General features: G+C 62.0%; 29 protein-coding genes and 1 tRNA gene. 21 read left to right on the top strand and 9 right to left on the bottom strand.

Annotated features, from left to right (window positions below):
* Positions 1-16 precede the first annotated feature (16 nt).
* Complete coding sequence (locus NAP1_RS01405; protein WP_007163421.1) at positions 17-706, top strand: energy transducer TonB; 690 nt, start codon at positions 17-19, stop codon at positions 704-706.
* A gap of 25 nt (positions 707-731) precedes the next feature.
* Here NAP1_RS01405 and NAP1_RS01400 read toward each other — a convergent pair whose 3' ends face one another.
* Positions 732-959 carry a hypothetical protein gene (locus NAP1_RS01400; RefSeq protein ID WP_371169373.1) on the bottom strand — a complete coding sequence of 76 codons (228 nt, stop codon included), beginning with the start codon at positions 957-959 and terminating at the stop codon, positions 732-734.
* Positions 960-1059: 100 nt separating this feature from the next.
* On the opposite strand from NAP1_RS01400, the gene NAP1_RS01395 reads away from it, so the two are divergent.
* From NAP1_RS01395 to NAP1_RS01380, 4 genes are all read left to right on the top strand, one after another.
* A complete protein-coding gene (locus NAP1_RS01395; RefSeq protein WP_007163419.1) occupies positions 1060-1434 on the top strand; it encodes a DUF3597 domain-containing protein in 375 nt (124 codons plus the stop codon).
* A gap of 36 nt (positions 1435-1470) precedes the next feature.
* Positions 1471-3324, top strand: a complete 1854-nt coding sequence (locus NAP1_RS01390) for a DUF885 family protein (protein WP_040464615.1) — start codon at positions 1471-1473, stop codon at positions 3322-3324.
* 44 nt (positions 3325-3368) lie between these two features.
* Positions 3369-5009 carry an FAD-dependent oxidoreductase gene (locus NAP1_RS01385; protein WP_007163417.1) on the top strand — a complete coding sequence of 547 codons (1641 nt, stop codon included), beginning with the start codon at positions 3369-3371 and terminating at the stop codon, positions 5007-5009.
* Between the two features lie 147 nt (positions 5010-5156).
* Positions 5157-6758 carry a hypothetical protein gene (locus NAP1_RS01380; RefSeq protein WP_007163416.1) on the top strand — a complete coding sequence of 534 codons (1602 nt, stop codon included), beginning with the start codon at positions 5157-5159 and terminating at the stop codon, positions 6756-6758.
* Positions 6759-6805: 47 nt separating this feature from the next.
* Here NAP1_RS01380 and NAP1_RS01375 read toward each other — a convergent pair whose 3' ends face one another.
* From NAP1_RS01375 to NAP1_RS01365, 3 genes are all read right to left on the bottom strand, one after another.
* Positions 6806-7354, bottom strand: a complete 549-nt coding sequence (locus tag NAP1_RS01375; RefSeq protein WP_007163415.1) for a DUF937 domain-containing protein — start codon at positions 7352-7354, stop codon at positions 6806-6808.
* Between the two features lie 29 nt (positions 7355-7383).
* Positions 7384-7740: a hypothetical protein gene (locus NAP1_RS01370; protein ID WP_007163414.1), complete on the bottom strand. Its 357-nt coding sequence runs from the start codon at positions 7738-7740 to the stop codon at positions 7384-7386.
* A gap of 126 nt (positions 7741-7866) precedes the next feature.
* The gene (locus tag NAP1_RS01365; RefSeq protein WP_040464614.1) at positions 7867-9483 is read right to left on the bottom strand and encodes a phosphoenolpyruvate carboxykinase; all 1617 of its coding nucleotides are present in this window, start codon (positions 9481-9483) and stop codon (positions 7867-7869) included.
* Positions 9484-9877: 394 nt separating this feature from the next.
* Between NAP1_RS01365 and NAP1_RS01360 the strand changes: the two genes are divergently transcribed.
* The 7 genes from NAP1_RS01360 (at position 9878) to NAP1_RS01330 (ending at position 15309) form a co-directional block, all read left to right on the top strand.
* On the top strand, positions 9878-10666 hold the full coding sequence (locus tag NAP1_RS01360; protein WP_241761158.1) for a response regulator transcription factor: 789 nt from the start codon (positions 9878-9880) through the stop codon (positions 10664-10666).
* Between the two features lie 5 nt (positions 10667-10671).
* On the top strand, positions 10672-12258 hold the full coding sequence (locus NAP1_RS01355) for a stimulus-sensing domain-containing protein (RefSeq protein ID WP_007163411.1): 1587 nt from the start codon (positions 10672-10674) through the stop codon (positions 12256-12258).
* Positions 12225-12686, top strand: coding sequence for an HPr kinase/phosphorylase (locus tag NAP1_RS01350; RefSeq protein WP_007163410.1), 462 nt, complete (start codon positions 12225-12227; stop codon positions 12684-12686). Before NAP1_RS01355 ends, NAP1_RS01350 begins: the two co-directional genes overlap by 34 nt.
* 49 nt (positions 12687-12735) lie before the next feature.
* Positions 12736-13665, top strand: coding sequence for an RNase adapter RapZ (gene rapZ, locus NAP1_RS01345; RefSeq protein WP_007163409.1), 930 nt, complete (start codon positions 12736-12738; stop codon positions 13663-13665).
* A gap of 101 nt (positions 13666-13766) precedes the next feature.
* Complete coding sequence (locus NAP1_RS01340) at positions 13767-14198, top strand: PTS sugar transporter subunit IIA (protein WP_007163408.1); 432 nt, start codon at positions 13767-13769, stop codon at positions 14196-14198.
* Between the two features lie 7 nt (positions 14199-14205).
* Positions 14206-14484, top strand: a complete 279-nt coding sequence (locus tag NAP1_RS01335; RefSeq protein WP_007163407.1) for an HPr family phosphocarrier protein — start codon at positions 14206-14208, stop codon at positions 14482-14484.
* A 24-nt stretch (positions 14485-14508) separates the two neighbouring features.
* The gene (locus NAP1_RS01330) at positions 14509-15309 is read left to right on the top strand and encodes an RNA methyltransferase (protein ID WP_007163406.1); all 801 of its coding nucleotides are present in this window, start codon (positions 14509-14511) and stop codon (positions 15307-15309) included.
* On the opposite strand, the gene rmuC is transcribed toward NAP1_RS01330, so the two are convergent.
* The gene (gene rmuC, locus NAP1_RS01325) at positions 15310-16752 is read right to left on the bottom strand and encodes a DNA recombination protein RmuC (protein ID WP_040464610.1); all 1443 of its coding nucleotides are present in this window, start codon (positions 16750-16752) and stop codon (positions 15310-15312) included.
* Between the two features lie 104 nt (positions 16753-16856).
* Here rmuC and NAP1_RS01320 point away from each other — a divergent pair, with 104 nt between their 5' ends.
* Positions 16857-17261 carry a ferredoxin gene (locus NAP1_RS01320; RefSeq protein WP_040464609.1) on the top strand — a complete coding sequence of 135 codons (405 nt, stop codon included), beginning with the start codon at positions 16857-16859 and terminating at the stop codon, positions 17259-17261.
* 94 nt (positions 17262-17355) lie between these two features.
* Here the strand turns inward: NAP1_RS01320 and NAP1_RS01315 are convergent, their stop codons facing one another.
* Both NAP1_RS01315 and recR read right to left on the bottom strand, forming a co-directional pair.
* The gene (locus NAP1_RS01315; protein WP_007163403.1) at positions 17356-17928 is read right to left on the bottom strand and encodes a peptide deformylase; all 573 of its coding nucleotides are present in this window, start codon (positions 17926-17928) and stop codon (positions 17356-17358) included.
* 261 nt (positions 17929-18189) lie between these two features.
* Positions 18190-18786, bottom strand: a complete 597-nt coding sequence (recR, locus tag NAP1_RS01310; protein ID WP_007163402.1) for a recombination mediator RecR — start codon at positions 18784-18786, stop codon at positions 18190-18192.
* A gap of 53 nt (positions 18787-18839) precedes the next feature.
* Here recR and fmt point away from each other — a divergent pair, with 53 nt between their 5' ends.
* Genes fmt through NAP1_RS01295 form a run of 3 tightly spaced genes read left to right on the top strand, consistent with a single transcriptional unit; the run spans position 18840 to position 21615 of the window.
* Complete coding sequence (gene fmt, locus NAP1_RS01305) at positions 18840-19745, top strand: methionyl-tRNA formyltransferase (protein WP_007163401.1); 906 nt, start codon at positions 18840-18842, stop codon at positions 19743-19745.
* A complete protein-coding gene (gene truA / locus NAP1_RS01300) occupies positions 19742-20485 on the top strand; it encodes a tRNA pseudouridine(38-40) synthase TruA (RefSeq protein WP_007163400.1) in 744 nt (247 codons plus the stop codon). Before fmt ends, truA begins: the two co-directional genes overlap by 4 nt.
* Before the next feature lie 14 nt (positions 20486-20499).
* Positions 20500-21615, top strand: a complete 1116-nt coding sequence (locus tag NAP1_RS01295; protein WP_007163399.1) for a zinc-binding dehydrogenase — start codon at positions 20500-20502, stop codon at positions 21613-21615.
* 46 nt (positions 21616-21661) lie between these two features.
* Here NAP1_RS01295 and NAP1_RS01290 read toward each other — a convergent pair whose 3' ends face one another.
* Positions 21662-22642: an asparaginase gene (locus tag NAP1_RS01290; protein ID WP_007163398.1), complete on the bottom strand. Its 981-nt coding sequence runs from the start codon at positions 22640-22642 to the stop codon at positions 21662-21664.
* Positions 22643-22792: 150 nt separating this feature from the next.
* Between NAP1_RS01290 and NAP1_RS16195 the strand changes: the two genes are divergently transcribed.
* From NAP1_RS16195 to NAP1_RS01275, 3 genes are all read left to right on the top strand, one after another.
* Positions 22793-22948 (top strand): DUF1328 domain-containing protein, encoded by a 156-nt coding sequence (locus NAP1_RS16195; RefSeq protein ID WP_007163397.1) that lies wholly within the window; start codon positions 22793-22795, stop codon positions 22946-22948.
* A gap of 84 nt (positions 22949-23032) precedes the next feature.
* Positions 23033-24376: an alkaline phosphatase PhoX gene (locus NAP1_RS01280; RefSeq protein ID WP_007163396.1), complete on the top strand. Its 1344-nt coding sequence runs from the start codon at positions 23033-23035 to the stop codon at positions 24374-24376.
* 66 nt (positions 24377-24442) lie between these two features.
* Positions 24443-24518 (top strand) — tRNA-Val (locus tag NAP1_RS01275).
* 72 nt (positions 24519-24590) lie between these two features.
* On the opposite strand, the gene NAP1_RS01270 is transcribed toward NAP1_RS01275, so the two are convergent.
* The gene (locus NAP1_RS01270; RefSeq protein ID WP_007163395.1) at positions 24591-25196 is read right to left on the bottom strand and encodes a TlpA disulfide reductase family protein; all 606 of its coding nucleotides are present in this window, start codon (positions 25194-25196) and stop codon (positions 24591-24593) included.
* 40 nt (positions 25197-25236) lie between these two features.
* Between NAP1_RS01270 and argH the strand changes: the two genes are divergently transcribed.
* Entirely contained in the window at positions 25237-26625 is a 1389-nt protein-coding gene (argH, locus tag NAP1_RS01265) for an argininosuccinate lyase (protein ID WP_040464607.1), read from the top strand.
* Positions 26625-26861 carry a hypothetical protein gene (locus tag NAP1_RS01260; protein WP_007163393.1) on the top strand — a complete coding sequence of 79 codons (237 nt, stop codon included), beginning with the start codon at positions 26625-26627 and terminating at the stop codon, positions 26859-26861. Before argH ends, NAP1_RS01260 begins: the two co-directional genes overlap by 1 nt.
* The last annotated feature ends 2 nt before the right edge of the window (positions 26862-26863 follow it).

Here is a 26863-nt window from a genome sequence, read left to right as displayed (position 1 = left end):
AAGAGGAGATGTCCCCATGAGTTATGCAAACTCCGCAAACCGCCCCAACCCTGCAGCCGCTTTAGGCGCGCTTGGAATACCTGCCGCCGTCGGCGCGGTGTTGATGCTCGGCCTCGCGGTCACGGTCGTTCCGCCGGTTGAGATCCCCGGCCTCAAGGGCGTCACCGTCCCGATCGAGCCGATAGACGAACCGGTCGACCCGGTCGTTGAACCGGACGCTCCGCCTGCCAGCGACGCCCCTACCCCGCGCACCCCCGAAACACCCGCCCCGCGTCCGCTTCCACCATCGGGACCGATTGACCTTGGCGTCGAAACGAGCGGCCCCATCACAGGCCTCCCCGGACTTGGCGAGATCAACACAGGCGGGATTGGCGATGAATTCGTGATCCCCACACCTGCCCCTCGCTTCGATCCCGTGGCCGCTGCGCCGCGCGGCAATCCGGGCCGCTGGATCACCGACAACGACTACCGGACCCCGTGGATCAATCGCGGATATTCGGGCGTCGCGGGCTTCACGCTCAGCATCGATGCAAGCGGCAAAGTGACCGATTGCTCAATCACGCGGTCGACAGGGCACACCGCGCTTGATGAGGCGACCTGCCGCCTGCTTGAACGCCGCGCTCAGTTCAATCCGGCGCGCGACAGCAATGGAGCGCCGGTTGCGGGGCGATATTCAAACCAGGTTGCGTGGGAAATTCCTCAATAACGCAAACATGGGCGGGCGGCTGGACCTATCGCCCTTCAGCCGCCCCGCTCGCTTCCGGCGCGCTCCCCATCGGCGATGAGCCGTCCGAATTGGGGATCGTCCAGATCAGCACATTCGCAATCGCCACGATCGCAAGCACCACCATCAGCGCGGGCTGCTTCGCCTCGCCGGTGCGCTTCCACATGGCATAAGCGCCCAGCAACAACAGGATCGCTGCCAGCATCACGATCGACAGAACGAGGTCCACAGTCACTTTTTAATTCGCTCCCAAACTATGCGGCGTTGTCATAGCACTGGCACATGCGATGACTAGCGTTTAGCGTGACGAACGGACGGTAAGAACGGAGAGAAACATGGGAATTTTCAGCTCGATCAAAAACGCGATCTTCGGCGACGACGAAGAAGACAAGAAGCCGGTCGACAGGCCGGACACCAAACCAACCGCGACAAGCGGACCCAAAGAGCGCGCCGCAATCACGCTTGACGAGGTGGAAAACCGCATTGGCAACATTCCCGGCGCAGACAAGCTCAATTGGCAGACCTCGATCGTCGATCTCATGAAGCTTGTGAAGATCGACCCGAGCTATGAAAACCGCAAGGAGCTCGCGACCGAACTCGGCATGGTCGATTATTCAGGCACGGCAGAGCAGAACATCGCGCTTCACCGCGCGGTGATGAACAAGATCGCGCTTGCCGGCGGCGTCGTGCCGGGTGATCTCAAGGATTGATTGACACGCGACATGCGCCCGGTAAGCCATGAGCGCATGAACGACATTCCAACGAACTTCACACGCCGCCAAGCTCTCACCGGGCTTGGCGGCGTTTCTGCGCTTGCGCTGCTTCCTGGTTGTGCGGGGGCCGCATACCAACCTGTAACTGCCGCGCCGACCACATACGGCCCCGACGAGATGCTCGACCGCATCGCTTATGCGATGTTGCAGCACGAGCCGGGGCGCGCGACGGGCCTTGGCGTTGATACGGGCGAGTTTGCAGACTGGCGCGGCACGCTTGGCGCGAGCGGAGGCGCAGGGCGCGAGGCTTACAAGGCCACCCTCACCGAATTGCTTGCCGATGCGCGTAGCTATCCCAAGGAAGGTTTGACTGCAGATCAGCAGGTCGGCTTCGAGGTTGTCGAAAGCGCCTTTTCCAAGGCTATCGAGGGCATGAACCTGCCCTATGGCGATGTCGCGGTCGGAAGCTGGCGCAACGCGCCCTACCTCGTGATCCAGAATGTCGGCGGCTACATCGACTTCCCGCGCTTCTTTGGCGCGACCCAGCCGCTGCGCGATGCGCAGGATGTCGAATATTACCTTGGCCGACTGAACGAAGTCAGCGCGGTCCTCGATGGCGAGCTTGATCGCATTCAGGAAGCGCGCGGAATGGGCCTCGTCCCGCCTGACTTCCTGCTCGACAAGACCATCGCCCAGATGGAAGCCAATATCGCATCAGCGGGGGACGCAGGCGGCGCGTATGTCGAACCGCTGCGCACATCGGACCTCGCCCCCGCCAGTGCCGCCATTCAGCAGGCCGAGGCGATTGCGCGCGACAAGGTGGTTCCCGCACTCCAGCGCCAGCTTGCCGAGCTAAAAATCCAGCGCGCCGCCGCGGGCTCTAACGCCGGAATGTGGGCTCAGCCAGAGGGCGAGGAATGGTACAGCTGGTCGACCAGCGCATCGACCACCACCTCGCTGACGCCAGACGAGATTCATGAGCAAGGGCTTGAGGAACTCGCCGAATTGCATGGCCGGATGGACCCGATCCTGCGCGAGCTCGGCTACACGCAAGGCACCGTGGGCGAACGGATGCAGGGCCTTTCCGAAGACCCGCGCTACCAATTCTCCGAAGGCGATAAGGGCCGCGAGGAGATCTTTGAATTCATCGATGAGCGCATCGCCTGGATCAAGGCGCAGATGCCGCGTGCCTTCACCCAGCTGGTCGATCCCAACATGGAAGTGCGCCGCATCCCGGTCGCCGAGGAAGCGGGCGCGCCGGGCGCTTATGGCGGGGCTGGCAGCAAGGACGGGCAGATACCGGGCCGCTTCTGGATCAACCTTCGAACCACCGACCTGCACCGCAAATACGACCTGCCCGACCTCACCTTTCACGAGGCGATCCCCGGCCATGTGTGGGAGGGCGAGTACTCGAACCGTCTGCCGCTCATCCGCTCTATCCTCGCATTCGGCGCATTCAGCGAAGGTTGGGCGCTTTATGGCGAGCAGATGGCCGACGAGCTCGGCGCTTACGATGACTTCAAGGTCGGGCGGCTCGGATACCTGCAAAGCCTCGCCTTCCGTGCCTGCCGCCTTGTCGTAGATACAGGCCTCCACAACAAGCGCTGGACACGCCAGCAAGCTCGCCAGTTCTTCGTCGAGCGCAACGGATCGAAGGAAGAGGAAGTCGCGAGCGAGGTCGATCGCTATTGCAGCTGGCCGGGTCAGGCGTGCTCGTACAAGATCGGGCACTCCGAGATCGTGCGACAGCGCAGCCGGGCTCAGGCCGAACTTGGCGATGCCTACGATTTCCGTGCGTTCAACACGGCAGTCATTCTCGGCGGCAATGCGCCGCTCGACGTGGTCGGCAAGACCGTCGACCGCTATATCAGGGATGCCCGCGCCTAGGGCATCCAACGGGTCCATGCGGACCGCACCAGGAGGTAGATGAGGTGGAGCAGCTCGGACCTGATCTTGAGACGATGCGCCGCGTGCCGCTGGCGGATTCTCATGTCGAGGAAATCTGCAAGATCGGCGGTGAGCGCAGCTATGCGGAGGGCGAAACGGTGGCCGATATCGGCGATCCGATGGACACCTTCGTCTATGTGCTGGAAGGCGAGATCGAAGTCGTCGACCCCTACACCAATGAACGCCTGCTAGAGGCCTCGCTTGGCCCAACTCAGTTCATGGGCGAAATCGGCTTTCTCAATCGCGGGACCAACTACCTCAAGATGCGCGCGGCGAAAGACACCCGCGTGATCGAAGCGCCACGCACCGATATGCTTAAGCTGATGGAGCGCATCCCGGAACTCTCCGACCATATCATCACGGTCTTTGCCGCAAGGCGCAGGGCGCAGTTCGAGATGTCCAACGGCTCGGTAAAGGTGATCGGAGCCGACCGCGATGGCGCGGTGCAGGAAGTCGAACGGTTTCTGTCGCGCAACCGCATTCCCTTTTCGAGCTACGACATGGATTCGGGCGATAGCGAGACGCTCGAAGCCTGCGATATTCTGGGTCACGAACCCGGCGTGATCCTTGGCACCGACCAGAAGCTTGAGGATCCAACCCCGCGCAAGGTCGCACAATTCCTCAATCTTGATCTCGACATCTGTTCACAGCGCGAGTTCGACCTGCTGATCGTCGGCGGCGGCCCAGCGGGTGTTGCAGCGGCGGTCTATGCCGGGTCCGAGGGGCTCGATGCGCTGGTGATCGAGGATATGGCAGTGGGCGGTCAGGCCGGGACGTCGAGCCGGATCGAGAACTATATGGGCTTTCCCACCGGCATCAGCGGAACCGATCTCACCTATCGAGGGCAGATCCAGGCACTGAAGTTCGGCACCCGCTTCGTCATGCCGCGCCGCGTGGTTGGCCTGACCAAGCGCGAGGACGGCTCGTTCTGCGCAAAGCTCGACGATGACGATGAAGTCTGCGCCAAGGCGGTTCTGGTCAGCACCGGGGTCCAGTACCGACGCCTCCCCCTCGACAACCTCGAACGGCTCGAAGGTGCGGGCGTATTCTATTCGGCGACCGAGATGGAAGCGCGTTTTTGTTCTAACACCGAAGCGGTCGTGATCGGCGGCGGCAATTCGGCGGGGCAGGCCGCGATGTACCTGTCGCGCACCGCCCGTTGCACCCATCTCGTGGTGCGTTCCGACAGCCTTGCCTCATCCATGTCGAGCTATCTTTCGAGCAGGCTCGAAAAGGATGACCGGATCAAAATCCACTACAACACCGAAGTCACCGCGCTTCATGGCGAAGACTGGCTCAAGGCCGTCACCTTCACAAGCGATGGCAGCGATCGCACCATCGACACGCGCGCGCTGTTCATCATGATCGGCGCAGCGCCCAACACTGATTGGCTCTCCGGCCTCGTTGAAACGGACGAGAACGGCTTTGTCCGAACCGGCGCAGAGGTCGGGCGCGAGACCCCGTTCGAAACTGGCACGGACGGAATCTTTGCTGTGGGAGATGTGCGATCGGGATCGGTCAAACGCGTTGCCAGTGCGGTCGGCGAAGGCTCCGTGGTGGTCAGCCGGATCTGGACCTATCTCGACGACCTGCAGCAGAAAGAAAACCCAGCCGCGCAAGACTAGGCCCGTCTTTGCTCGTCGGGCCGTGCATAATCAATCACTTCGCAGGTGAATTGTGCGACATCGGCCCTAGCCAGAGCCTCGACTTTTTATATAGTCTGCCCAAGCGCCGCCGATTTGTACGGCGCGTAAGAGGGGCTGAATTCTGATATGCTGACGCGTTTTCTTGCGCTGCTCTTGGCAGCGATCGTCATGGTCTTTGCCAGCCAACCCGCAGCGGCCAAATGGCACAAGGCCGAAAGCGATCGTTTCGTCATCTACTCCAACAGCGAAGAAAGCGACCTTGCAGACTTCGCCGAGATGCTCGAGCGGTATCATGTCGCCATGGAGCTCGAGAGCGGGCGACAAGTGGCCGTGCCCAGCCCGTCGAACCGGCTGACCATCTTTCTCGTTGGGAGTATCGACGACCTTCAGGACATCTACGGCGCGAAAGGGCGCTCATCGGTTGCGGGCTTCTATATTCCGCGCGCGAATGGGTCGGTCGCTTTTGCTCCCAATATCCGTTTCCGCCAGCCCGACAGCGGTCGCGGGCGGATTGGCACGCGCTATCAACGCAGCGCCGGGGGCATCGCTCCGCTGAACCGCTCGGTCCGGATTCTTCTCCACGAATATGCGCACCACTTCCTGATTTCGTCGGCCCGTCACGCCATGCCGCGCTGGCTCAGCGAGGGGGCGGCGGAATACTTCTCCTCCGCGCGCTTCAACGATGATGGCTCGATCGACATCGGCCTTCCCAACAACAGCCGCGCATGGGAGATCAGCCAGGCTGCGCCCGTCTCGGTTCCCGAACTGCTCGATTACGAACTCTACCGCGACAATCGGGGCAATCGCTATGACGCCTATTACGGTCGCAGCTGGCTCCTGTTTCACTACCTGCGCTTCAATCCGGAGCGTGCCGGCCAGCTCGCGCAATACTGGCAGTACGTCGCACAGGGCGCGGACAGCATGGAAGCGGCGCAGGCCGTGTTCGGCGACCTCGACGCACTCGAAAGCGAGCTTCGCGCTTATGGGCGCGAGCGTTCGATGGCGGGCATGCGCTTTGCCTCAAACCGCATCCGGATTGGTTCGATCAAGACCTCGGAACTCTCCGAGGGCCATGCCGCGATGATGCAGGTCATCATGCGCTCAAAAAGCGGCGTAAACGAAGAGGAAGCCGCCGCGCTGGTCGAAGACGCGCGCCGGGTGGCTGAACGTTTTCCCGGCGATGCGCACGTCCTCGCAGCTCTTGCCGAAGCGGAATATGACGCAGGCTTCGACGATGCAGCGATCGAGGCAGCCAATCGCGCAATCGTCGCCGATCCGGGCATCCCAAACGCCTATGTCCAGCAAGGCTACGCGCTGTTCCGCAAGGCGAAGAGCGCCGACGATTCCGCCGAAGCCTTTGACCGGGCGATGGGCCCGTTCCAGTCGCTCAACGCAATTGAGGCCGATCACACGCAGCCGCTGATCTACTATTACCGCAGCTTTGCCGCGCGCGGTTTGCCTGCCCCGGAAGACGCGCGATTTGCGCTTGAGCGTGCCTCGCAGCTGGCCCCTTTTGACAAGAACCTGTCGATGGAAGTGGCGGTCATGCTCGCCAATGAAGGCAAGCCGCGCATCGCCGAGATTTTCCTGCGCCCGGTCGCTGCCGACCCACACGGACGGACACGCGCTGCCGCAGCGCAGGCAATGCTCGATGAGCTCGCTAATGCATCGGATGGCAGCGTAGTGCGTATCCGGGTAAGCGAGGTGGACGGCTCGGAAGAAGGCTGATCTTCTGGACCCGAGTCGGCGACGCTTAACGTGCCTCCGGCTCGATCCTAGCGCTTCATCATTCCGCCGACGATCGAGCCGAGAATACCGCCGAGCGGATTGCTCGATCCGCCTCCGGCGCCGCTTGGCGCTTGGCCGGTGGCCTGTTTCGCCATGTATCCAGCAACGGCCATCGCCAGGATCGGCAGCATCTTCTTGAGAAGCCCTTCGTCTAGCCCAGTCATCGCCGAAACCTCGCCCGCGACTGAACGGCTGACGTCCTTGCTGCCAAAGATGTTGCCCAGAATGTCGTTGCCAGGCGCCGTGGGCGTGGGACTTGAGCCGAGAACCGCATCGAGCAGCCCGCCTCCCAGCATCCCGCCAAGTCCGCCAGCAGCCGAACCGCTTCCCCCGCCGAGGATCGCGCCTGCAAGTCCGCCCAGCCCGCCCATCGGGTCAGGCGTGGTGGTGCCACCGGTCGCGCTTCGGCCCATCCCGGCGACAATCGCAGGAAGCAGCGCCCCCGCCGCGGTCTTGGCGGTCGTTTCATCGACGCCCAATTCGCGCGCCATCGAAGAAATCGCTCCGGTCTGCTGGAGCATTGCGGCAAGGCTCATCTGTCTCTCTCCTGTCAGGCGCTGTGCGCTTACTTGCGGCCAAAAAGCCCTGAAGCGATGTCGCTGATATCGTCCATCGCGCTGCCATCGCCGTCACGATCGAGCAGGCCCATCAGCGAAGAAGGATCGTCCTGAATCGCCTGGGCGAACTGGGTCAGCGATCCTTCGCCGCCGATATGCTGGACGATCTGACTGAGGACGCCGGTGTCCAATCCGGTCTTCGCCGATGCGAGTTCGACCGTATCGCCCTGCATCTGGTGCGTCTGGCCAAGCACCGCGATCGCCTTTTCCGCCATCGCCGGATCGATCCCCACCTTGCTAGCGAGGTTGGCGACATCGTCAGGCGCGCCGCCGATATTCTTTAGGATTCCGTCGAGCAGGCTCATTGCAATTCTCCCCATTGTTTCGAGTCGCGGAGGAGTGTGGAGCAAAGACTGGGCAATTCAAAGAAAAAGCCCCGCTCCAGCCAATCGGCCGGGCGGGACCTCCTCTCCAACTGAAATGTCAGTGTGTCAGGCAGCGATGGGCGACGCGGGTGCAGCCTGGCGCACGCCTTCGTCGACATGCGCTTCGAACTCGGCGAAATTGTCGATGAACAACTGAACCAGCTTCTGCGCGGTCGCGTCGTAATCTCCCTTGTCCGCCCAGGTGCTGCGCGGGTCGAGGATCGTCTGGTCGATACCAGCCTCGGCCAGCACCGGCACATGGACCGGAACGTCGAAACCGAAATTCGGATCTTCGCGGAATTCGACATTATCAAGGTCACCGTCGAGCGCAGCGTTGAGCAGCGCACGGGTTGCCTTGATCGGCATGCGGTTGCCGACGCCGTACTTGCCACCGGTCCAGCCAGTGTTGAGCAGCCAGCACTGCACGCCGCCCTTGGCGATGCGCTCTTTCAGGAGGTTGCCATAAACGCTCGGGTGGCGCGGCATGAATGGCGCGCCGAAACAGGTCGAGAAGGTCGCTTCGGGCTCGGTCACGCCGATTTCCGTGCCTGCAACCTTGGCTGTGTAGCCGGACAGGAAGTGGTACATCGCCTGATCGGGCGTGAGCCGCGCAATCGGAGGCAGCACGCCGAACGCATCGGCGGTGAGCATCACGACGTTGCTCGGCACCGGGCCGAGGTTATCCTTGCTCGTGTTCGGGATGTAGTCGATCGGGTAAGCGCCGCGCGTGTTTTCGGCGAGCGTGTTGTCGTCGAAATCGAGCTCGCGCGTTTCGTCGTCCATCACGACGTTCTCAAGAACAGTGCCGAAACGGCGCGTCGTTGCGTAGATTTCGGGCTCAGCCTCTTCGGACAGCCGGATCATCTTGGCGTAGCAGCCGCCTTCGAAGTTGAAGACCGCCGTGTCCGACCAGCCGTGCTCGTCATCGCCGATAAGGGTGCGCGAGGCGTCTGCGGAAAGCGTTGTCTTGCCCGTGCCCGACAGGCCGAAGAACACAGCCGTCTTGCCATCGGCGCTGATATTGGCCGAGCAGTGCATCGGCATCACGCCCTTTGTCGGGAGCAGGTAGTTGAGGATGCCAAAGACGCTCTTCTTCATCTCGCCCGCATAACGCGTGCCGCCGATCAGGATCAGCTTTTCGGTCAGGTTGACCGCGATCACGGTCTCGCTGTTGGTTCCGTGGCGCTCTGGATCGGCCTTGAAGGTCGGCAGGTCGATAATCGTGTATTCGGGAGCGAAATCCCCGAGTTCTTCGGCAGTCGGGCGCACCAGCAGCGTGCGGATGAACAGGTTGTGCCATGCAAGCTCATTGATGACGCGCACGTTGACGCGGTGCTCTGGCTGCGAACCACCAAACAGGTCGGCGACGTAGAGCGTTTCCTTGCCCCCGACCGCTTCCATGAAGTCGGCCTTGAGGTTGGCGAAATGCTCCGGCGTCATGCTCTTGTTGACCTTGCCCCACCACACGGTGTCCTCGGTCGTTTCGTCGCGAACGATGAACTTGTCGTTCGCGCTGCGGCCGGTTTTTGCGCCGGTCTGAACGACGAGCGCGCCGTGCTTGGAAAGCTTGCCTTCGCCAGCAGCGATCGACGCTTCGACAAGCGCAGACGTGCCAAGATTTGAGTGGATTTCGGCTCCGGTTTCGATGCCCTGGGAGCTAAGCGGCTGGGCGAGGGGGATCAACGTATCTTCTCCTGGTACGATGGTGTTCGTGTCCGAATTTTCGTGTGGGTCCGCCAACCGTTGCGAAGCGCCTCGCGATCAAGCCTGATGAAGCGATTCGAACGGGGGAATGTCCGCGATCCCAAGGGCGGCATATCCGTGCTTTTCGCCCCCGTCAAACCGGCGTAAAATCGCTGCATTGCACAATATTCTCGGCAGTTGCGCAGGGCATCATCGGCCTCGCGCATGCCTTTCAATGACCCTGTCCAGCAGGCCTGACATTTCGATCAAAAAGTGTCGGGCCGACTTATATCATGCACGCCGTGCGCCGTTTGTGGCTTCCATCCAAGCCGATTGTTTCGGCTGCCGTAAGGCGCTACCGCTGACCATCACGCGAGGAGGCACGCAAGCGATCATGGCAGGCGAAATCAGCGACATGCAAAGTTCAGAGGTCGCAGGCGGCGCGTCGGCGAACGGCGAGACGCGGCGCGAGGCTATCGAGATCGCTTTGGTGGATGACGACCGCAACATCCTGACCACGGTCTCGATCGCCTTGCAGGCCGAGGGGTTCGTCACTCGGCTCTATTCCGACGGCGAAACCGCTCTTCGTGCACTGATTGATAACCCGCCCGACCTCGCGGTGTTCGACATCAAGATGCCCAAGATGGACGGGATGGAGCTTTTGCGCCGCGTCAGGGCGCACCAACCTATCCCCGTAATTTTCCTCACCAGTAAGGACGACGAGGCCGACGAAGAAGCAGGCCTCGAACTGGGCGCTGATGACTACATCGCCAAACCTTTCAGCTTGCGCCTTTTGACCGCGCGCATCCGAGCGATCCTGCGCCGGGCAGAGCCCGATCGCGCGCTTGGCCACGAAACGAGCGCTCCCGATCCCGTCCACCCGAGCATCGACCGCGGGCGGCTGTTCATGGACCCTGCCCGCCATCACGTAACTTGGAACGACAAGCCGGTGAGCCTCACAGTCACCGAGTTCCTCATCCTTGAAGCGCTTGCCGCGCGCCCCGGCGTCATCAAGAGCCGCAACCAGTTGATGGACGCAGCCTATCCCGACGATGTCTTCGTTGATGACCGCACCGTCGACAGCCACATCAAGCGCATGCGTCGCAAATTCCGCGTGGTCGACCCCGAATTCGCGGCAATCGATACGCTTTATGGCGCAGGCTACAGCTTCAATGACGGCTAAGAGCCATGGGTGAACTTGCAGGAGAGGGAAACGCGGAAGTCCAGCCCGCAATAGGGCGACCGCCCGAGCGGCCTGACCTTGCCGGGCGCCTCTCGCTCACGGCACGAATACTCGCGGTGAACATCCTCCCGCTCGCGCTGCTTTCGGGCGGGCTGTTCTATCTCGACACCTACCGTACGCAGTTGATCAACGAGCGTTTCAAGCTCGCGCGGATCGAGGCGCAGATCACCGCCGAGGCGCTTGCCGGTGCAACGCGTGAGCGACAGGAAGCGCTGCTGGTCCAAATTGGCCGGGAGCAGGGGATGCGCATGCGCCTGTTCGATGCCGAAGGCGCGCTGACCGCAGACAGTTTTGCGCTGGCTGAACCTGCCTTCGAATTGAACGACATCACCGACGACAACTGGGAACAGCAATTCGCGCGCTGGCTCGACCGCACGGTCGACACGATCGTCAGCGCCGAAGCCGTCACCGACTATGTCGAGCCCGAAGCACAAACCGCCGATGCGTGGCCGGAACTCGTTCAGGCACGCGAGGACGGCCTCAGCCAAATCCGCCTTTACGACTGGGTCGACGGAACGCCTGTCATCACCGCAGCCGCACCCGTTGGTTTGCAAGGCGCGACCTTGCTGACCGTGCGCAACCCGGTGGACATCACCGAAAGCGTGCGCTCGGCGCGCTCGGCGCTGATGATCGCGGTGCTGGTGATACTTGGCGCATCGGCGCTCCTTTCACTTTATCTCGCGCGCACCATCGTTTCCCCGCTTCAACTCCTGGCGAGTGCTGCGCAAAAGGTGCGACAGGGCCGCGAACGCGATGTGGAAGTCCCTCGCCTGCCAGAACGCAGCGATGAAATCGGCCAGCTTGCGCGGTCGGTCTCTGACATGACGCTGGCCCTTCGCCAGCGCATTGACGCGGTTGACAGTTTTGCGGCGGACGTCGCGCACGAGATCAAGAACCCGCTCGCCAGCCTGCGCAGTGCGGTCGAATCGCTGCCCAAGGTGACGGATGCCGACACGCGCCGCGAACTTGAGCAGATCGTGACGCATGACGTGCGCCGCATTGATCGGCTCGTCACCGAGATCTCCGATGCAAGCCGGATCGACGCTGAAATGTCGCGTGCCACGCGCGAACGCATCGACTTTGCGCAGCTGGTGCGCGCAATCATTGGCAGCCGCGAGTTTCGCGCCGAGAATGACGACCACCGCATCGAACTCGATACAAGAGGATTTGCAGCCAATGTCGAAGGGGTCGGCGCGAGGCTCGAACGCGTTGTCGAAAACCTGCTCGACAACGCCGTCTCCTTCTCACCGCCCGACGCGCCGATCGAAGTGGCAATCGACAACGATGGAAACTGCGTCACCCTGACTGTTTGCGATTCAGGCCCGGGCATACCAGAGGAATCGCGCGAGAAGGTGTTCCAGCGCTTCCATTCGGTCCGACCCGACGAGGAGGCCTTCGGCAACCACTCCGGGCTCGGCCTCGCCATCGCGCGCACCATAGCCGAAGCGCATGATGGATCTTTGTGTGCAGAGGCGCGGCCAGACGGGAAGCCAGGCGCATGCCTTCGGCTCCGACTGCCAGCGGCGACCTGATGGGCGAGAGCATGGTCATGCAGGCTAGCGCGGTCGCGATAGACGGGCGCGCACTGCTGATCGAAGGCGAACCCGGAAGCGGCAAATCATCGCTCGCCCTCGCGCTGATCGATCGGGGCGCGCAGCTGATCGGCGATGACGGCGTAACGCTTACCCCCGCAGGCGAAAACCTTATCGCTAGCCCACCTCCCAATATCGAAGGGCTGCTAGAAGTGCGCGGTGTCGGCCTTGTCGAGATGCCGGTCGCGAAAGGCACGCCGGTTGCGCTGATTCTTGCGCTGGGTGCTCATGGTGAGCGGCTACCGCAAAGAATTCCGACGCGAACGATCATGGGATACGACATCCCTTGCCTGCCGTTTGAACCCGGCGCCATCGCGCCTGCGCAGCGCGCGCGATGGGCCCTGAAGACGCATGGATTAGCGAAATGAAACCAGCTCGCCCTTCCATTCCGATGCGCGACAACGCATTGAGAAGTTCATGACCACCGGCTCGGCCATTCCTGCACCGATGCAACAGCGCCTCTTGCTCGTTACCGGGCTTTCAGGCGCCGGGAAATCCACTGCCCTCGATGTCCTTGAGGACCTGGGTTGGGAGACGATCGACAACTTTCCGATCCGTATGCTCGACCGCCTCACCGGAGATCCCGGCGACACACCCGATGCGGGCCGTTCGCCTCTCGCCATCGGCTTCGATTCGCGCACGCGTGGGTTCGTCCCTTCCGAGATCATCGAGCTCGTCAAAGCGCTGGCCGACAGGGGCGACATTGCGCTGACCTTCGTCTTTCTCGATTGTGCCGATGACGAGATCGAGCGCCGCTTCAACGAGACCCGCCGCCGCCATCCGATGGCGCAGGATCGCACCGTCAAGGAAGCTATCGCTGCCGAACGCGAGCTGCTCGAACCGCTTAGGCGCTGGGCAGAAGTGGTTGTCGATACAACTGAATTGTCCTCGAACGATCTTCAGGGCCACGTGCGCGAATTGTTCGATGATGAACTGCCCAGCGAGCCGAGCCTGACCATCTCAAGCTTCGGTTTTGCACGCGGCATGCCTCCGCTCGCCGACCTCGTCTTCGACATGCGCTTTCTCGACAATCCACACTGGGTCGACGGTCTGCGTGAACTAACCGGTCTTGATGCGCCCGTCGGCAATCATATCCAGTCCGATCCGGCATTCTCCGAGGCATTTGAACAGATCAAGGCACTGCTCCTCACCCTGCTCCCGCGCTATTCGGCGCAAGGCAAAGCCTACGTCCATGTCGCGTTCGGATGTACCGGAGGGAGACACCGCTCAGTCTTCACCGCAGAAGCGATGGCAGAAGGCTTGCGTAAGGCGGGGTTTTCGCCCACTGTCCGCCACCGCAATCTGAAGTCGCGGGCGGCAGATGCCATCGAAGGTGAGCCGCGCTGACGCGAACACTCACGATTGCCTCGCATGGTGGTAATTGGGTTAGCGGATCAATGTTGCGAAATCGCGATAAACCGCAAGGATACTAACGGACTGAAATACGTATGATCGGTTTGATCCTGGTTACCCACGGCCGCCTGGCCGACCAATTTGTCGAAGCGATGGAACATGTCGTTGGCCCCCAAAAGGCTGTCGAAACCGTTTGCATCGGCCCCAATGACGACATGGAGCAACGCCGCGCCGACATCGCCGAGGCGATCGAAAAGGTCGATGCCGGGGAAGGTGTGGTGATCCTCACCGACCTGTTCGGCGGAACTCCTTCCAATCTCGCCATCTCTCTGCTCGATGCCGGGCGGATCGAGGTGATCGCGGGGATCAATCTGCCGATGCTCATCCGTCTCGCAGGCGCGCGCAAGTCAATGGATGTGGTCGAGGCGGTCGAGGCCGCGCAGACAGCGGGGCGCAACTACATCACCGTGGCGAGCGAGCTGCTGGGTGCAGATACGCCCAAGCGGGCAGCAGGCGGAGGAAAATAGCCCTGCGATGAGCGAAGTTCGCAAGACCGTCACTATCGTCAACAAACGCGGCCTGCATGCGCGGGCGAGTGCGAAGTTCGTGGGGGCCGTCTCTGCCCTCCCCGATCCGGGCCAGGTGCGCGTTGCCAAAGGCGGCAACGAAGCCGCCGGTGGGTCGATCCTGGGCCTGATGATGCTCGGCGCTGCAAAGGGTGACGAGGTCGAAGTGATCGTTGCTGGCGACGGTTCGGAAGATGTCCTCGCGCAGCTCGTCGCGCTGGTCGAAGACGGCTTCGGCGAAGACTGAGCCAGCAGAAACGAGGCGCGCACAATGCGCAAGCACATTACCGGTTTCTCGAACCCGACAGTCAAGTATCTGCGTTCGCTGCGCGACAAGAAGCACCGCAAGCGCGCAGGGCAATTCCTTGTCGAAGGCTTGCGCTTGCTTGAGGATGCCCGCGTGTCAGGCCACGTGCCGCGCCAGCTGGTGATGGCCGAAAATCGCGATCGACACGACCTAGTCGACCGGCTCGAAGGCGAGGTCGGGGCCGCTGGCGGAGAGGTCATCACGACCACGCCTGACATTCTTTCCAAGATCACTGGCAAGTCGAACAGCCAGAGTGTTGTGGGGGTGTTCGATGAGCTCGACACGTCGCTCGCGCGGCTCGATCGGGGCTCAGCCAATATTTGGCTGGTGGCGCAGGACCTGCGCGACCCGGGCAACCTTGGCACCATGCTACGCACAGGCGACGCGGTGGGAGCAGGCGGGTTGATCCTGATCGATGATTGCGCCGATCCCTTCAGCGCAGAAGCCGTGCGCGCGAGCATGGGCGCTGTGTTCACGCAAGGAATGGCGCAGGCGCGATGGGACGAATTCGTGCCGTGGCTGAGGGGCGGCCCAGGTCAGCTTGTCGCAGCCTCGTTGCGCGATGCGGTGCCGTATCGCGGCGCTGCATATCAAGCCCCGTGCTTCATCCTGGTCGGCAACGAATCACAAGGGCTTCCCGAGGCCTACGAAGCCGAGTGCGACCTGCGCGTCACCATGCCAATGAAAGGACGAGCTGACTCGCTCAATGCCGCGGTCGCGGGCGCGGTGCTGGCTTACGAGGTCTTGGCGAGCCTCGACGGCTGATTATTCGGCAGCGTCGCGCTTTTCGTCGCTCGCATCTTCGATCTTGGCGACATCGTCGTTGTTGTAGCGCGGGGTGGATTCGACCAGCGGCACGTCTTCGATCTCGCGTTTGCCGATCTCGATGCCTTTTTCGGCCAGACGCCGTCCGGACGACAGGACATTTCGTTCGAAACTGCCGACGAACTTGTTGTAATTGTTGACCGCCGTTTCGAGCCCGCCTCCGACGCGCTTCATGTGTTCGGCTGCAACGGCGAGGCGGTCGTAAAGCTCCGCTCCGGCGCGTCCGATATCGGCGGCTTCCTCAGCCATCTTGTCCTGCCGCCAGACCTGCGCGACCGTTCGCGCAATGGCAACGAGGTTGGTAGGCGTCGCGAGCAGCACCTTGTTGTGAAAGGCAAAGTCCCAAAGCTCGGGGTCGTGTTCGAGCGCGGCGGCAACGAAATGCTCACCAGGAACGAACATCACGACGTAATCGGGCGCGTCCTCGAACTGGCTCTGATAACCCTTGCTGCCGAGCGTCTGGACGTGGCCGCGCATCGACTTGGCGTGAAGGTCGAGGTGACGCTTGCGCTCATCTTCATCGTCGGCCTCGAACGCGGCCTGATACGCGTTGAGCGAGACCTTGGCGTCGATCACCAGCTTTTTCTGTCCCGGAACGTTCACGATCGCGTCGGGTCGCTGGCGTCCTTCGTCGGTTTCAAGCGACTGTTCGAGATGGAAGTCGGTGTGCTCGGCCAGTCCGCACTGTTCCAGTACGTTCTGCAAAGCGCGCTCCCCCCAGCGCCCGCGCGCCTTGGGTGCATTGGTGAGCGAATTGCCCAGCCGCTGCGCTTCCTTGCGCACCTCGTCCTGTGACAGGCGCAGTCCCTCGATCTGCTGGTGCAGTCGCGAAAACGCATCGGCGCGCTGGCTTTCGAGCTTGCCTACCTGATCTTCATACTTCTGCAGACGTTCGCTGACAGGTTTGAGCAGGCTGGCAACAGCTTCCTTGTTCTGGGCTTCTGCCTCGCCCAGCCGCTTCGTCGCCTCGCTCGAAAATCGCTCGCGCGCAGCTTCAAGCACCTTGGCGCCCGTGTTTTCAAACTCTTTCAGCAGCTTCTCACGCGATTCCTCGAGCAAGCGTTTCTGCTCCTCAAAGCTGGCGCGTTCGGCCCGGAATTGCGCGTTTTCTTCGCGCATGTCTTCCAAAGTCGCGGAAAGCTTGTCAGCTTCGCCCGCCCGCACCCGCGCCGCTGAAAGCTCTTCCTTTGCGCCCGACAGCGCTATCTGCGCTTCGCCTAATTCGGCGGTCGCGCGCTTGAATTCTTCCTCACGCGTGGCGAGGCGAATTTCGAGATCGGCCATGGGCCGTGCGCCCGATTTTGCCCCCAGCAACCAACCGAGCGCGAGCGCACCGAAGACGGCGACCAAAGCGACTATCAGGAGAATCGGATCAATTTCCATCGCGGGAACATACATGGAACACGAATCGCCGCCAAGCGGCTTTTGCAGGCAATTCGGAACCTATCCCCACTCTCGTGCGCTATCTCTGCGAAGGAGAAAATACGATGTCGATCAAGGAAATGATCCGCGAACACCCCCACGTCGGGGACGACTACACCGATACGCTAGGCAATGCGGTGAAGCACGCCATGTATGGCGCGGCGATCATCAATTCATGCGCTGATGCATGTCTGGCCGAGGCCAACGTGAGCGAGCGGCTTGAATGCATTCGCCGCTGCATGGACGCTTCCGACGCCTGCACCGCGTTCTATCGCATCGGATCACGCCGCACCGGCGGCAACGTGACAGCGATCAAGGCCATGGCGATGGCGACGATCGTGGCGTGCGAACAGTGTCTCGAACATTGCTCGATGCATGACGATGCGCACTGCAAGCGCTGCAGCCGCATGTGCGAGGAAGTCATCCGCGACGTGAAGGCCGCATTGGAAGAAATGAAAGCTCACGCATAAACCAGACCGCATCTGCGACCGCCCGCCCATAGCGGGCGTCGCTTTGCTGCGCGTCGAGCGAGGACGCGCCCGCAAATGCGGGCGCGTTGAACAACTAAGCCGCCTGACGCAGCTTCTTCAGCTTCTTGAGCGCCATGTTGCGCTTGAGGCGCGAGAGGTGGTCGATAAACAGGATGCCTTCGAGGTGATCCATCTCGTGCTGGAGGCAGGTCGCGAGCAGCCCTTCGAGCTGTTCCTCGTGATGGTTGCCATCAAGATCCTGATATTTGACCGTGCAGGTCGCCGGACGATCCACATCGGCGTAGATCTCAGGTACCGAAAGGCAGCCTTCGTTGTACGTCGAAAGCTCGTCCGCCGGATCGAGGATCACCGGGTTTACGAAAACCCGCGGTTCCTTCTTGGTCGCCGGGTGCGTGTGCTTGTGGCCATCATGCTCGCATTCGACGGGCTCCGCATCGGGGTCATCGGGCTGCAGGTCGATGACAAGCAGGCGCTTGGGCACGCCGACCTGGATCGCCGCAAGGCCAATGCCGGGTGCGTCATACATCGTTTCGAACATGTCCTCGGCGAGCTGCTTGAGCTCGTCATTGAACTCGTCCTCACGGACAGGTTCGGACACGACTTTGAGCCGGGGGTCCGGCACTTCCAGGATTTCACGAATAGCCATGGCGCTAAAATAGTCGCGGGGTCGCCATGCTGCAAGCGCAACACTTCGATCAGCGTGATCGGCTGACCGTTAACATCGTGCGTTTACCACAAGAGCCGCAGTTTCGCAGGATTCGCTTGCGACCGCGCGAGGCATAGCGAATACCACCCCTATCGCTGAGGTCTTGCTCATGCCCGCATTTCGGACACTTCGCGCTCCATGTCGCAGTTTCAGAATCGGCGCCGCCGCCGAGAAATTTAGCAAGAATTCGCCGCACCATTACTACCCCACCGGCCGTCTTGCCCTCAATGCTTGAGCAAGTGTCCCCTCGTCCAGATAGTCGAGTTCTCCCCCGACTGGCAAGCCATGAGCTAGCTGTGTTATCCGTAACTTATGTTCATCTAGACGCTCTGCGAGGTAGTGCGCAGTGGTCTGGCCTTCGAGCGTTGCGTTCATGGCGAGGACGACCTCCTCGACTTCGCCGTTTGCAGCGCGTTCCATCAGGCTCGCGATATTTAGGTCATCTGGACCGATGCCGTCGAGTGCGGAGAGTTTGCCGCCTAGAACGTGATAGCGACCCTGAAAGAGGCGCGCTCGGTCGAGAGCCCAGACATCAGCGACGTCCTCTACGACGCACAAACTCTTGGGATCGCGGCGTGGATCGGCGCAGATCCCGCAAGGATCGCTGGTGTCGACATTGCCGCAAATCTGGCATTCAACCAGCGTTTCCGAGACGGCATCGAGCGCCTCAAGCAAGGCCGGCAGTGCTTGCTCGCGGTTTTTGACCAGCCACAACACCGCGCGCCTCGCTGAGCGAGGGCCAAGACCCGGCAACCGGGCGAGCGCGGAGGAAAGCGCCTCGATCTCTTGCGATGCCATGGGGGGAGAGATAGGGGCTGGCGCGTTAATCACAAAGCGCGAGAGCGAGGCTTATGCGCATTATCTTTATGGGAACGCCTGACTTTGCCGTACCGGCGCTGTGCTCGCTGCATGCGGCGGGGCACGAGATCGCCTGCGTTTATTCGCAGCCGCCGAGCCGTTCGGGCCGTGGCAAGAAGCTGCGCCCCTCGCCTGTTCACGCGAAGGCTGACGAATTGGGCATTCAAGTGCGCACGCCCAAATCACTCAAGCCTGCCGAGGAGAAAGAGGCGTTCGCCGCGCTCGGAGCGGACGTTGCGGTGGTGGCTGCCTACGGTCTGATTCTGCCGCAGGCGATCCTCGATGCGCCGGTGCACGGTTGCCTAAACATCCATGCCTCGATCCTGCCGCGCTGGCGCGGCGCTGCGCCGATCCACCGTGCCATCATGGCGGGCGACGATGAGACGGGCGTGACTATCATGCAGATGGAAGTGGGCCTCGATACAGGGCCGATGCTGCACATCGTGCGCACTCCGGTGAATGACAAAACGACCGGCGAGCTTACCGCCGAGCTGGCGGAACTGGGTGCGGGCGCGATGGTCGAGGTGTTGGCCAACTTCTCTCACTATGAAGCACAGCCGCAGGATGACAGCCTCGCGACATACGCTCCCAAGATCGACAAGGCCGAGGCGCGCATCGACTGGTCTCGACCAGCGAGCGAGATCGTTCGCCATGTTCACGGCCTCGCCCCCTTCCCCGGTGCATGGTTTGAGCTTGAAGGCGAACGGGTAAAGCTGCTTCAGGCAAGCCTGACTGCAGGCAGTGCGCATCCCGGCACGGTGATTGACGAACAATTCGGCGTGGCTTGCGGCTCGGATGCCATTCGCCCCGACCGACTTCAGCGCGCCGGCAAACCGGCGATGGACCGGGACGATTTCTTGCGCGGGCGCCCCGTCGCACAAGGCACGGTGCTTTCTTGACCCGCTTCGCGCTCACCATCGAATTCGACGGCACTCCGTTTCAGGGCCTTCAGCGCCAGAAGCATGGGCCAAGCGTGCAGCAATCAATCGAAGAGGCGCTGCACCGGATTACGGGTGAAGACGCGACCTTGCACAGCGCAGGGCGCACCGACACGGGCGTCCACGCGCTCGGCATGCGCAGCCATGTCGATCTCGAGAAGGATATCGACCCGTTTCGCCTGTCCGAGGCGCTCAACGCACATCTCCGCCCCGATCCAATCGCAATCCTCGCTTGCGAGGTGGTGGACGAGGACTGGCATGCGCGTTTTTCGTGTGTGGGTCGGCGCTACGTCTACAAGATCGCCAACCGCCGCGCGCCGCTGACACTCGCGAAGAACCGCGCATGGCAAGTCGCGCACGATCTTGACCACGAGGCCATGCACCGCGCCGCGCAGGCGCTGGTGGGGCGTCATGACTTCACCACCTTTCGTTCGGTCCACTGTCAGGCAAAGGATCCGGTCAAGACGCTCGACCAGCTCAATGTCGAACGCGTTGGCGACGAGATACACATTCACGCTGCCGCTCGCAGTTTCCTGCATCACCAAGTGCGCTCGATGGTCGGATGCCTCAAGCTGGTTGGCGCAGGCTCTTGGCGCGAGGAACAGGTCGCAGAAGCGCTCGCCGCGAAAGACCGTAGCAAATTAGGACTTAACGCGCCGCCGCAAGGTCTCTACTTCGTCGAAGCAACATATCCAGATTGAGAGAGGAAATCCCCATGACCACCACCGGAAAACAGCTTTTCACGACACTCACCGCCGACGGCAAACTGACCCTTGAGGTGAGCGAGGAGAGCTTTCCCGAGCCCACGGGCAACCAGGTGCTGGTCAAGATGGAAGCCGCGCCGATCAACCCGTCGGACCTAGCGATCCTCACCAGCGCCGCCGACTTCGAGAACGCCGAGTATTCCGAAGGCAAGGTCGTCGCCGACATGCCCGAGCCCTTTCTGTCGGGCCAGCGTGGCCGTCACGGCCAGCGCCTTCCCGCTGGTAACGAAGGCGCCGGTACGGTCGTGGCAACGGGCGACAGCGACATGGCGAAAGCTCTCATGGGCCAGCGCGTCGCCTGCGTTCCGGGGAACGCTTTCAGCCAGTACGCCATCGCCGATGCAATGATGTGCCTGCCGCTGGGCGAGCATTCGTCGGAAGTCGGCGCATCGAGCTTCGTCAACCCGATGACCGCGCTCGGCTTTGTCGAGACCGCCAAGATGGAAGGCCATGACGCAATCATCCACCTCGCGGCGGCGTCGAACCTTGGCCAGATGCTCAACAAGATCTGCCAGGAAGACGGCATGAAGCTCGTCAACATCGTGCGCCGTCAGGAGCATGTCGACCTGCTGAAATCGCAAGGCGCGGAATATGTCGTGAACTCGTCGGACGACGATTACATGAAGCAGCTGCGCGAAGGGATCAAAGCGACCGGCGCGTTCCTCGGCTTCGATCCGATCGGCGGCGGGCAGAACACCGATCATGTGCTTAAAGCCATGGAGCAGGTCGCGGCTTCACAGATGGACGAATATTCGCGCTACGGTTCGAACCAGGACAAGAAGATGTACATGTACGGGCGTCTGGACCTCCAGAACCCGACCATCCTTACGCCGTCCTATGGCCTGCAATGGACCGTTTCGGGTTGGCTGCTCACGCCCTTCCTCGCCAAGGCGGGCATGGAAACCGTGGTCAAGATGCGCACTCGCGTGCAGCAAAACCTCACGACCACCTTTGCCTCGAGCTACAAGGCAAAGGTCGATCTGGAAGGGATGCTGACCAAGGACGCGATCCTCGACTATCGCCAGATGAAAACCGGCGAGAAGTATCTCGTCACGCCTTGGGGCTAATGGTGCGCTCGGTCCTCGCCATGCGCGGGGACCCGGCGAGCCTACATCAAGGCCGGTCGAACACCGCCTGAACTTTTGCAGGATCGGTGACGCCATTTGCCAGCAGAACCATCGCCAGTATCCGCGACTTCTGCGGGTTGAGCGCGCGTGAGGCGACGAAGCGGTTCGCATCGTCCTCTGGCTCGCGGTCGACCAGACCTTCGTCGACCCGGCTCGCGCGGATGACCAGAAGACCATTAGCGGCACGCTTTGCCAGCATGGCGCGCACCGCTTCGGGCATGTTGCCCTCACCCACTCCGGCGACGACCACCCCTTGCGCGTCTTCAAGCAGGCGCCCTGCCATGCTCGGCCTGATCCCTCCAGCGGCGTAGAGGATCGGCACTTCAGGAAACTCGCTTGGAAACGCGAAACGTGGGCTAGGATCGTCCCTCCAAGGATTGCCGAACCATTCGAGCGCGCTTGGCGTCACGATCGCAACAGATCCGCGCGGGAAGCCGCGAAACGCATCGTCGGTGCCGCGGGTGCGCACCTTTCGCGCATCGCGTGCCGCCAGCACACGATCACCCATGACCAGCAGCACGCCGCGTCCTTTCGAGCTCTCGGCACTCGCCACGCGCACGGCATTCACGAAATTGCGCATCCCGTCGCTGCCCACCGCATCCGCAGGTCGCATCGCTCCGACCAGTACAACTGGCTTCGTCAATGGCAGCGTCAGATCGAGCAGAAAGGCGGTTTCCTCAGCGGTATCGGTTCCGTGGGTGACGATGATCCCGTCGAGCGCGTCATCCTCCATCGCCTCGCAGATCACTTCGTGAAGAACCTTCCATATCTGAGGCCCCATGTTCTCAGACCCGACATTGGCGATCTGGCGACCGACAAAATCGACATCGAGAGTATAGCGCCCCGCATCCTCAAGCCATTCGTCAATCCCGATCTGCCCGGGCTGATAGTCGTGCCGCATCGCGTCGCCAGCGATACCTGCAATTGTACCTCCGGTCCCGAGGACAAGGATTCTAGTGTTCGTCATCACCTCCGCACTAGCCCCCAAGGTGCGTTCTGGACAAGCACCGGATCGCAGCATGGCTGCGCTGACCTCTGCCGACCGATGATTGTTGGAACTTAAGCCGAACCTGGCTCTTCAACATATTGGACGGCATTGATTTGAAGGGAATTCTTCATGCTTGGTTGGGCTATTACATTTCTCATCATCGCGCTCGTCGCAGCTATCCTGGGCTTCGGCGGTCTTGCCGGTGCAGCGACCAATATCGCTTACGTGCTTTTCGTGGTCTTCCTCATCCTTGCGGTCATCGCCTTCGTGCGCCGAAAGGTCTGAACACGGCCAAAAGGCAAGCGGCGCGCCCGAGTGTCGCTTGCCTTTCATCACGGCACACTAGATATCCGCGTTGAATTAACGAGGATGTTCAGGATGCCGTTCGCAAATCCCAATCGCCGCCAGTTCCTTGGTGCCACGACCGCCGCGTTTTCCGCGTTGATCGCGAGCGGATGCGTGACGCGCGGAGCGCCGCTCGCATCGGCATCGACAACGTTTTCAGGGTACGGCCCCTTGCGGCCCGATCCTGCTGGGATGCTCGATCTTCCGGAAGGCTTCTCCTATCGCCTGCTATCGAGCCTTGGCGATGCGATGAGCGATGGCGGCACCGTACCCGACAAGGCCGATGGCATGGGCTGTCTTGATCTTGGCAATGGCGAGATCGTTCTCGTCCGCAATCACGAACTGATTCCGACCGACGATGCCGGGGGAACAATCGCGAAGGGTTTCGGCACGCGAAATGGCGAGATCGTTCCGGGAGGCACGACAAACATTGTCCTTGATGTCGAGACGCTCGAGGTGAAACGCCAGTTCCGCACGCTTGGCGGCACGATTCGCAACTGCTCGGGCGGTGTGACTCCGTGGGGTAGCTGGCTTACCTGCGAGGAAGCGCCAACCGGACCCGGACAGCGCTATGGCGACGGTCTCGCGGTCAATCACGGCTGGGTCTTTGAGGTTCCGGGCAATGCCACCGGGTTAGTCGACCCCGTGCCCTTGCGCGCCATGGGCCGCTTCAATCACGAAGCCGCCTGCGTCGATCCGGTGACTGGATACGTGTACCTGACGGAAGACCGCGACGACGGCGTGCTCTACCGCTTCATCCCGAACACCCCTGGCAAGCTCATCGAGGGCGGAAGGTTGCAAGCCATGGTGATAGATGGCCCGGCAGACACGCGAAATTGGGATGCGGCCACTATGCCGCTTGCCCGTGCATTCAACGTCAGCTGGGTCGATCTCGACAATGTCGAAGCCCCGCAGGACGACCTGCGCACCCGCGCAGCTGCAGACGGCGCAGCCCTGATCGCGCGCGGCGAAGGCATCCATATGGGCGTTGACGATCTCTACATCTGCTCGACCAGTGGCGGCGCGAAGAAACTCGGTCAGATCTTCCGCCTTGTGCCCGGTCGCGGCAACGGCCCGGACCGCTTCGAGCTGTTCTTCGAGAGCGAAAGCGAGGAGCAACTCAATTACGGCGACAACCTAACCGTCGGCCCCAATGGCCACCTGATGGTGTGCGAGGACCAGTATACGCAAGTCGTCGACAACCACATTCGCGGCATCACGCCCGATGGTCGCCCTTACGACTTTGCCAAACTCAACATGCAGACTGAGCTTGCAGGGGGGTGTTTCTCGCCTGACGGCAAATGGTTCTTCGTTAACGCATATGGTCCCACGCGCACGGTGGCGATCACTGGACCGTGGGCAGCGTGATTTCGCGCAAAGGGTGACTTGACCGCGCAAGGCTTCGAGCCTATCTGCGCGCTTCCCAAGTCTCTGGGGCGATTAGCTCAGTTGGTAGAGCATCTCGTTTACACCGAGAGGGTCGGCAGTTCGAGCCTGTCATCGCCCACCAGATTTTCGAGACTCGTGCATGTCCGTGGGACATTCGCGGCCGAAAATCTCCCAAGCGCAAGCGCGGGAGGGACTACGCTCCCCCAACCCCCTCAGCTTCGACCAAAGCCTCGCTCACACGCGCGATCGCTTCCTCGCTGTCCCACTCATAGCCGCCTGCCACGCGCAGGATCTCCTTGCCCTCGGCATCGAAGAGGATCGTCACCGGCAGCAGCCCGCCATCGCTGAATGCGAGCGCCAGCTCGTTTTCGGGGTCGAGCCATTGTTCCAGGTACTGGAAATCGCGCGCTGCAAAGAACGGTTGCACGACCTCTGCACCGCGCACGTCCTGGCTGATCGTGAGCACTTTGAGATCGCCCTCAAGCTCGCCCGCCAGATTGTCGAGCGCCGGCATCTCGATCACGCATGGCGCGCACCACGTCGCCCACAAGTTCACCAGCACGGGGCTGTCGAGTTCGCCGAGGTTCAGCGTGTTGCCTTCAGGGTCGTTGAAAGTCAGCGGCGGAAGCTCGGTGCCAGCGAACGCTCGCACCACCTGTCCCGGAAGTTGTGGCGGCGGAGGAGGAGCCTCGCTTGCCCCGGCATTAGCAGCGCTTTCTTGCGCAGGCTCCCCGGCCCCACTATCGCAGGCCGCCAGGGCCAGCGCGGCTGGCAGCACCAATGCAATCGAACGGATCATGAGCGACACTCCATCCAAGCCTGACACCGCCACCAACACGATGTGGGGCGGCCGGTTCGCTGAAGGGCCTAGCGCGATCATGCGCGAAATCAATGCCTCGATCCCGTTCGACAAGGCGCTATGGCGCGAAGATATCCGCGCATCGAAGGCGCATGTGGCGATGCTGGGGGCGCAAGGTATCGTCAGCGCCGAGGATGCCGAGACCATCACCAAGGGTCTGCACGAGATCGCAGCGGAGTATGAGCGCGACGGCGTTCCCGAGGACTGGGACCTTGAAGACATTCACATGACGGTCGAAGCGCGGCTCACTGACCTTGTCGGTCCTGTCGCAGGGCGCCTCCACACCGCGCGCAGCCGCAACGACCAGGTCGCGACCGATTTCAAGCTGTGGGTGCGCGCTGCCAATGCCCGCGCGATTGCGGCACTGGGAGCCTTGCGGTCGGCCCTTGTGGAGCGTGCAGACGAGCATTGCGGCACGATCATGCCCGGCTTCACGCACCTCCAGACCGCGCAGCCGGTGACGCTGGGCCATCACCTCATGGCTTATTACGAGATGCTCACCCGCGACACCGCGCGGTTTGCGGCGGCGCAGGAGCGTCTCGATGAATGCCCGCTCGGGTCAGCTGCCTTGGCGGGTACAGGCTTTCCGATTGATCGCGGCGCAACGGCTTCGGCGCTTGAGTTTTCCGCGCCCACTCGCAATTCGCTCGACGCAGTTTCCGACCGCGACTTCGCGCTCGACTACCTGATGGCGGCGAGCCAGTGCTCCATCCACCTTTCGCGCCTCGCCGAAGAGCTGATCCTCTGGGCAAGCCAACCTTTCGGGTTTGCCTCGCTGCCGGACCAGCTATCGACCGGTTCCTCGATCATGCCGCAAAAGCGCAATCCCGATGCGGCCGAACTGGTGCGTGGTCATGCCGGGCGGATCGTGGGCGCGTGCACGTCGCTCATGATCACGATGAAGGGCCTGCCACTCGCCTATTCGAAGGACATGCAGAACGACAAGCCGCCGGTCTTCGAAGCCGCCAGCCTGTTCGACCTCAGCCTTGCGGCGATGACCGGCATGATTGCCGAGACCACCTTCAAGCCCGACCGCATGCGCGCCGCGGCACAGGCAGGCCACGCAACCGCGACCGACCTTGCCGACTGGCTGGTGCGCGAGGCCGACATCCCGTTCCGCGAAGCGCATCACATCACGGGAGAGGCCGTGAAACTTGCCGACACCAAGGCATGTAGCCTCGAGGAATTGTCGCTTGAAGACCTCAAGGGCATCGATGATCGGATCGACGAACCTGTGTTCAAAGCGCTCTCGATCGAAGCATCGGTCGCATCGCGCGCATCCTATGGCGGGACCGCGCCTGATCAGGTAAGGCAGCGCGTGGCCGAGGCGCGCGAACGCCTCGCTGCCGAGAATTCGCCGGAGGATTAATGCGCGTATTCCTGATTACCCTTGCTGCCCTGTCGCTCGCCGCTTGCGGTTCGCGCGCGCCGCTGACGCCGCTCGAAGGGGCAAGCCTGCCGCCTGCTCCGCATGGGGCGACCGACCGACCCGAGCCTGAGGAACTGCTCGAGCTCGACGCGCTCGCCGCACCGGAACGCAGCGTCGAGTTGCGCCGCCGCTCCGAAGAGCGCGAGGACGACCCCTTCGATCTCCCCCCTGATTGACC

It is taken from the genome of Erythrobacter sp. NAP1, from assembly GCF_000152865.1.
Classification (GTDB): Bacteria; Pseudomonadota; Alphaproteobacteria; order Sphingomonadales; family Sphingomonadaceae; genus Erythrobacter.
Note: the sequence above shows the minus strand (reverse complement) of the source record. Positions and strands in the feature narration are given on the sequence as shown.